General features: G+C 66.1%; 7 protein-coding genes. All 7 read right to left on the reverse strand.

From position 1 onward, the window contains the following. Positions 1–417 (reverse strand): citrate/2-methylcitrate synthase (locus VNM24_02665; GenBank protein HWQ37500.1); only part of this gene is annotated, 417 nt, incomplete at its 3' end. A gap of 153 nt (positions 418–570) precedes the next feature. Continuing rightward, on the reverse strand, positions 571–3,717 hold the full coding sequence (locus VNM24_02670) for a type I restriction endonuclease subunit R (GenBank protein ID HWQ37501.1): 3,147 nt from the start codon (positions 3,715–3,717) through the stop codon (positions 571–573). Further along, a complete protein-coding gene (locus VNM24_02675) occupies positions 3,714–4,925 on the reverse strand; it encodes an ATP-binding protein (GenBank protein ID HWQ37502.1) in 1,212 nt (403 codons plus the stop codon). Before VNM24_02675 ends, VNM24_02670 begins: the two co-directional genes overlap by 4 nt. 14 nt (positions 4,926–4,939) lie before the next feature. Next, on the reverse strand, positions 4,940–5,245 hold the full coding sequence (locus VNM24_02680; protein ID HWQ37503.1) for a hypothetical protein: 306 nt from the start codon (positions 5,243–5,245) through the stop codon (positions 4,940–4,942). Continuing rightward, positions 5,242–6,006, reverse strand: a complete 765-nt coding sequence (locus VNM24_02685; protein ID HWQ37504.1) for a DUF1829 domain-containing protein — start codon at positions 6,004–6,006, stop codon at positions 5,242–5,244. The genes VNM24_02680 and VNM24_02685 overlap by 4 nt, the downstream gene beginning before the upstream one ends. After that, a complete protein-coding gene (locus tag VNM24_02690) occupies positions 6,003–6,452 on the reverse strand; it encodes a hypothetical protein (GenBank protein ID HWQ37505.1) in 450 nt (149 codons plus the stop codon). The genes VNM24_02685 and VNM24_02690 overlap by 4 nt, the downstream gene beginning before the upstream one ends. Continuing rightward, entirely contained in the window at positions 6,452–6,598 is a 147-nt protein-coding gene (locus VNM24_02695) for a hypothetical protein (protein ID HWQ37506.1), read from the reverse strand. Before VNM24_02695 ends, VNM24_02690 begins: the two co-directional genes overlap by 1 nt. Positions 6,599–6,857 lie beyond the last annotated feature (259 nt).

Here is a 6,857-nt window from a genome sequence, read left to right on the forward strand (position 1 = left end):
GGGCACCGGGCGCTTCGCCTCGCGGTGGCGCCGCGCGATCGCCCGTGCGCGCTCGGCCTCGCCCTCGGGCGCGGCGAGGATCTCTTCGAGGAGCGCCGCGCAGCCCTCCATCGTGCCGACGAAGGTGCTCCCGACCGCAAGGAGCCCCGCCGCCATCGCCGCCTGCACCGCCTCGGGGCACGAGTCGTACACCATGCGCGCAGCGATCACCGAGGGCGTGATGCCGTGCTCCATGAGCGTCACCAACACCGCATCGAGAATCCTCGCCTGCGCCGGCGTCGGCCGCTCGCCGGTCCAGTGAAAGTACATCATCTCGGTGAACGTGAGCCGGCCGATCAGCTCCTCGGCCAGGCTCGCGCCGCGCACGTAGATCGCATCGGTGGTGTAGCGGGAAATTCGCGTGACGGGCTCGCTCATCGGCGCCTCCTTCGGGATGCGGCGATTCTAGCGGGCGCATCGCTTCCGATTCAGGTGTCGGTCGAGTCCGCTTCGACGCCGGGGAGGGGCGGTGGCGAAGGCGAATGGGCGCTGCCGCACCGCCCATGGCACGCTTCTGTGAGACGCACCTTCTTATGCCGTCACCCATTCCGCCGACAGCACCTCGGCCTGCTCCAGCACCGTCTGGGTGGCCTTCTCCTGCTTGTCGGGCGGGTAGCCGTACTTGCGCAGGATGCGCTTGACGAGCACGCGCAGTTGCGCGCGCACGTTCTCGCGCAGCGTCCAGTCAATCGTGACGTTGGCGCGCACGGTTCGGACGAGTTCCTGGGCGATGGTCCGCAGTGTCGGTTCGCCCAGCACCTTCACTGCGCTGTCGTTCGTCTCCAGCGCATCGTAGAACGCCAACTCGTCCTCGGACAGGCCCAACACCTGCCCGCGCGCGTTCGCCTCCCGCATCTCTTTCGCCAGAGCGATCAACTCCTCGATGACCTGCGCGGCCTCGATGGCCCGATTCTGGTAGCGGCGGATCGTCTGCTCCAGCATCTCGGCGAAGGAGCGGGCCTGGACGATGTTCTTGCGACGCCGTGTGCTGATCTCTCCCTTGAGGAGCTTCTGGAGCAGCTCGACCGCGAGGTTCTTCTGCGGCATTTCACGCACCTCGGCCAGGAACTGATCCGAGAGAATCGAGATGTCGGGCTTCTGGAGTCCCGCCGCGGCGAAGATATCCAGCACACCTTCCGGGACGACCGCCCGAGAAATGATCTGCCGGACCGCGTGGTCGAGCTCGGCTTCGGGGCGCGCTTCTCCCGGCGCGCGCTTGGCGAGCACGGCCTGCACGGCCTGAAAGAAGGCCACGTCGTCACGGATGCGCAGTGCCTCTTCGTGTGGCACCGCCAGGGCGAACGCCTGCGACAGCTCACGCACAGCGCGAATCAAGCGATCCTTGCCGTTCTCCTGCGCGAGGATGTGCTCCTGTGCCGCCGGCAGCAGCGCCAAACGCTGCTGCGGCGTCCCGCTGACCCACCGAGAGCGGTCGAAGCCGTGGAAGAGCCCGCAGCAGACCTCGTACTTTTCCCGCAGGACCGCCACCGCCTCATCCTGATCGAGCGCGGCACGGCCGGTGCCGCCGCTTTCGGTGTACGTGGCGAGCGCGCTCTTCAGCTCGTGGGCGAGCCCCAGGTAATCCACGACGAGCCCGCCGGGTTTGTCGCGGAACACGCGGTTGACGCGCGTGATGGCCTGCATCAGTCCGTGCCCGCGCATCGGCTTATCCACGTACATGGTGTGCAGCGACGGCGCATCGAAGCCGGTGAGCCACATGTCGCGCACGATCACGATCCGGAAGGGATCGCCCGGATCGCGGAAACGGTTGGCCAGGACCTCCCGGCGCGGTTTGTTGCGGATGTGCGGCTGCCAGTCCGGGGGATCTGCAGCCGAGCCGGTCATCACCACCTTGATCGCGCCGCGGCCGTCTTCGTCGTCGTGCCAGTGCGGCCGCAGGCGCACGATCTCGCGGTAAAGCTCGACGCAGATGCGCCGGCTCATGCACACGATCATGGCCTTGCCGTCCATGGCCTCCAGCCGCTTCTCGAAGTGCTCGACGATGTCCGCTGCCACGAGCCGCAAACGTTTCTCGGCACCGACGATCGCTTCGAGCTGCGCCCACTTGGTCTTGAGCTTCTCCTTGCGCTCGACCTCCTCGCCCTCGGTGGCCTCCTCGAAATCCGGGTCGATCTTCGGCCGCTCCGCCTCGTCGAGCGCGAGCTTCGCCAGCCGGCTCTCGTAGTAGATCGGCACCGTGGCGCCTTCCTGCACGGCGCGCTGGATGTCGTACACGCTGATGTAATCGCCGAACACCGCGCGGGTGTTGGCGTCCGCCAGTTCGATCGGCGTGCCGGTGAATCCGATGAACGAGGCGTTGGGAAGCGCATCGCGCATATGGCGCGCGAAGCCGTCGATGAAGTCATACTGGCTGCGATGCGCCTCGTCGGCGATCACGACGATGTTGCGCCGCTCGGAGAGCGTCGGGTGCCGGTCGCCCTTCTCCTCGGGGAAGAACTTGTGGATGGTGGTGAAGACCACCCCGCCTGCCTGCACCGAGAGCAATTTCCGCAGGTGCGCCCGGCTTTCCGCCTGCACCGGCGGCTGGCGCAACAGGTCCCGGCAGCGCGAGAAGGTGGCAAAGAGCTGGTCGTCGAGATCGTTGCGGTCGGTGAGCACGACGAGCGTGGGGTTCTCCATTGCCGGCTCGCGGATGATGCGGCCGGCGTAGAAGGCCATCGTCAGGCTCTTGCCCGACCCCTGCGTGTGCCAGACCACGCCGATGCGCCGGTCGCCCGGTCTCCCGCCGGGCTGGCGGCCAGCTTCGTAGCGACCTTCTTCCGCCTGGGTCTGATGCGCTCCCTGCTGCAACTGTGCCGCCCGCAGGGTTTGCTCCACCGCCACACGCACGGCATGAAACTGATGGTAGCCAGCCATCTTCTTGACGAGCCGCCCGCTGCCATCGTCCTCGAAGACGATGAAGTCGCGCACCAGGTCGAGAAAGCGCCGCGGCGCGAACACGCCCTGTATCACCACCTGCAACTCAGGGACGTGACTGTCGGCCAGCATCTCGCCCGCGATCGTGCGCCAGGGCTTGAACCACTCGCGCCCGGCGCCGAGCGCGCCGACCCGCGCCTCGACGCCGTCGGAGACAACCAGCACGCCGTTCGTGGCGAAGAGCGAAGGGATCTCGGCCTGGTAGGTCTGGAGCTGCTGGAAGGCGCTCCAGATCGTCGCGTTCTCGTCGGCCGCGTTCTTGAGCTCGACCACCGCTAGCGGCAGGCCGTTGACGTACAGCACCACGTCCGGCCGGCGGCTGTGCTTGTTTTCCACCACCGTGAACTGGTTGACGGCGAGCCAGTCGTTACCGCCGGGCTCGTCGAAATCGATCGCCCGCGCCTGCGTGCCGCGGATGCGGCCGTCCGCGTCGCGGTACTCGACCGTCACACCGTCGATCAGCAGCCGTTGCAAATGGCGGTTGCACTGCAGGAGATCCGCGCCTTCGGGCCGCGTGAGCTTGCGGAACGCATCCTCCAGCGCCTCGGCGGGAAGCTGCGGATTGAGCCGCACGAGCGCGTCGCGCAGCCGCTGTGCCAGCACCACCTCGCCGTAGTGGGCCCGCTCGGCAGCAGGCATGTCCGGCGCGATGTCGGGGCCGTGGGCGACCGGCCAGCCGGCAGCTTCCAGCCACGCCAGGGCGGCCTGCTCGACGACGGACTCGGTGAAGGCGTCGCTCATCCGGAGATCCAGTGCAGTACCGGCCTGGACAGGAACTCACCCAACTCGATCCCGTCGCCGCCCACGAGCAGGCTGCGCGAGGGCTTGAAGGCCCCCGCGAACGCCGCCGTGCCACGGTGGGCCTGTGGCGCGCGCCCGCTCTTGACTTCGATCGCGGCGAGCCGGCGCCCGGCCTTGACGACGAAGTCCACCTCCTGGTTGCGCTCGCGCCAGTAGTAGAGCGCGCACTCGCCGGCCGCCGCAGCATTGGCCAGGTGCGCGCCCACCGCGGATTCCACCAGGCGGCCGCAGAACTCCGTATCGGCCCGCGCTTCGTCCGGCGTGAGTCCCGATGTCGCCGTCAGCAGCGCCGTATTGAGCACCTGCAGCTTCGGGCTGGAGCCGCGGCTGCGGGCGGCGTCGCCCGCGTACTTTTGCAGGCCGCACACCATGCCCGCGCCGGCGAGCAGATCGAGGTAGTGTGCGAGCGTCGTGGTGTTGCCGGCGTCCTGCAACTGGCCGAGCATCTTCGTGTACGAGAGCACCTGCCCCGAGTAACGGCAGGCGAGCTCGAACAGCCGCCGCAGCAGCGCCGGCTTGTCCACGCGCGCGAGCAGCAGCACGTCGCGCGCGATCGAGGTCTCGATCAGGCTGTCGGCCACGTAGCGCGCCCAGCGCCTCGGCTCGGAAGCCAACGGCGCTGCGCCCGGATAGCCGCCGAAGAACAAATACTCATCGAGCGACCAGCCGAAGGCCGCGCGCATCTCTTCAAACGACCAGTGCGGCAGGTGCAGCGTCTCGAAGCGCCCGGCCAGGCTCTCGCTGAGGCCCTGCGTCACGAGCAGCGGCGCCGAGCCCAGCAGCACCACCTTGAGCGGCCGCCGCGCGCGCGTGTCCTCGTCCCACAGGCGCTTGACCGCCTCCGACCAGCCCGGCATCTTCTGGATCTCGTCCAGCACCAGCACCGCGCCGGCCTTGCCGGCGCCGGCGGCTTCGAGCCGCGCGGCCTCCCACTGCTGGCCGACCCATTCGGCGCCGCGCAGCGTCGGCTCGTCGGCGCTGGCGTAGCGCACCGGCACGCCGAGCCCCGCGACCACCTGCTGCACCAGCGTGGACTTGCCCACCTGCCGCGGCCCCACCACCACCTGCACGAAGCGGCGCGGCTCGGCCAGCCGCCGGGCCAAGACGGCGGCCTGCGGGCGCTGGAAGGGTACGGCCTTTTTGCTCATTTCGTTGAGTATTTTTACTCAGCGCACTGAGCAGGGCAAGCAGGCGCGCGAACCGTGCCCTCGGTGCGCGCAAGCTTACCGAGCGCTTTTGCCAGCGCCGCGGCGGGAAGGCGCGGATCGAGCTGCGCCGGCGCATCGCGCAGCCGCTGCGCCAGAACCACCTCGCCGTAGTGTTCCCTCTCCCGCTGGGAGAGGGGCAGGGTGAGGGTATCGCCGCCAGGCGATATGTCCGGGCCATGCGCCACCCGCCAGCCGATGGCTTCCAGCCAGGCGAGGGCGGCCTCTTCGACGTCGTATTCGGTGAAGGCGCTGCTTCTCACGCCGCGAGTTCCTCTCGCACATGCTCGCGCTGGCTCCAAGGAATGGGTTTCACTTCGTAGTTTCTTAGTGCGTCGACCACCCCTTGAGGAACAGGTTGCTCCCCGTCGTTGAGCAATGCGTAGGCGCGCGAGTCGGGCGGGCGTACTTCTTTCGTGTCGATCCAAGCCAGCACTACCGACTGTGCGGTATCGCGGTTAGGCCGATTAATCGTCTGAACGATGCGCTCAGGTTGTCGTCGCGATTTCGGAATGACGAAATCGAACAAATGATCGTAACCTGTCTTCCCCGTGAACTTGACCTTCGGCGTGTACCGGATCTCGTGCAGATCAAGCCATGCAACCACGTCTTCATAAAACAGACTGGCAACAGTCGGTTGCGCCAGATAGAACATGTCGTTCACGGCCAGAATTGCTTGAAGAAGGTTATGCTTTCGCAGCGCGAAATTCTCCGGCGATGCATGGACCTGTAACGCATTGTCGTCCAACCGAACGCCAAAACCATTCAAAGTCATGCGGAGCAGCTCTTGGCGCTTCTGACTTTCCAGCTTGCAGCCGCTCTGTTCCAAATCCTGAATCGTGTGCCCGTCGTCGGTGAGCACATAACCGCCGTTGCCTCTCTTGGCGTAGATCTGCACGTAGTCATTGTGACGGTCGAGATAGGGCGTCGTGATCTCCACCCAATCATCGACCTGCCGTAACGCGGTCTTGTCCTTCAGCCAGGCGTGATAGGCATCAAGCAACCGCTGGATTTCTTGGATCATGTGAACAAGCCCCGTTCGATGTGCGGCGGCTGCGTGACGTTGCAAAACCGCATGAACTCCTCGAGTGTCACCCACAGGTCAGCCGGGTTGCTGAATCGTTCCGCGGGCACAGGCACCGCCCACTTGTCGCCGTAACCCTCGCGGTAAACGTGGAGGTGCGGTGCCGGAACCTCGGTGTCGTCTGGGTTGCGATGTGGCGGTCCGCCCAGATCCAGCCGCACCAGTACAAAGACCTGGCGACCGCGGTTCTGCATCTTCACCTTAAGCAGGTCGATGCGTCCTCGGCTCAGGTCGAGCAGGAAATGTTCTCGCTTGTCAGGCGACTGAAGGGGCACGGTCAACGACTCGCCTCGCATCGGAAAGTCGTGCCGATCGTTCGTTGCACGATGCTTTTCCATCGCAATCAATGCATCGGCCTCCGCTTGGGTAAGTGCAATGTCGGCCATCAGACAGCCCTCCCAATGAACTTCTCCGCGTCCTTTACCCGCAGCTCGCCGGAGATGAGTTTGGGCAGCAGCGCATCGCGCAGCGCGGTGAGGGTGCGGGATTCGCGAACAGCGGCGGATGGCCCCGCAAACAGCGGTTTGATCACATGACCAAATGCTTCCGCGACTACCGCGGGAGCCTGCGGCAACCGAAAATGCTCAAGTGAATCGGCCTGGACACGCTGACGGCCGCTGGTCCCTGTCATGCTCTGGATAGCGAATTCTCTGATGTTGCCCCCGTATCTCCGGACACGGTCTCTCACTTCACCAGGGCTTGTTCGCGACGAAACATCCTTGGCGAGCGCATCCCGAGCGCGGAATGCGGATGATGCTCATTGTAGTGCTCGATCCAATGCGGCAGGCTTC

The sequence above is a fragment of the Burkholderiales bacterium genome (assembly GCA_035560005.1).
Taxonomy (GTDB): Bacteria; Pseudomonadota; Gammaproteobacteria; order Burkholderiales; family Eutrophovitaceae; genus DASRFY01.

Coding starts and splice junctions, on each gene's coding strand:
- VNM24_02670 (HWQ37501.1), bottom strand. CDS start 3,717: ATGAGCGACGCCTTCACCGAGTCCGTCGTCGAGCAGGCCGCCCTGGCG.
- VNM24_02675 (HWQ37502.1), bottom strand. CDS start 4,925: ATGAGCAAAAAGGCCGTACCCTTCCAGCGCCCGCAGGCCGCCGTCTTG.
- VNM24_02685 (HWQ37504.1), bottom strand. CDS start 6,006: ATGATCCAAGAAATCCAGCGGTTGCTTGATGCCTATCACGCCTGGCTG.
- VNM24_02690 (HWQ37505.1), bottom strand. CDS start 6,452: ATGGCCGACATTGCACTTACCCAAGCGGAGGCCGATGCATTGATTGCG.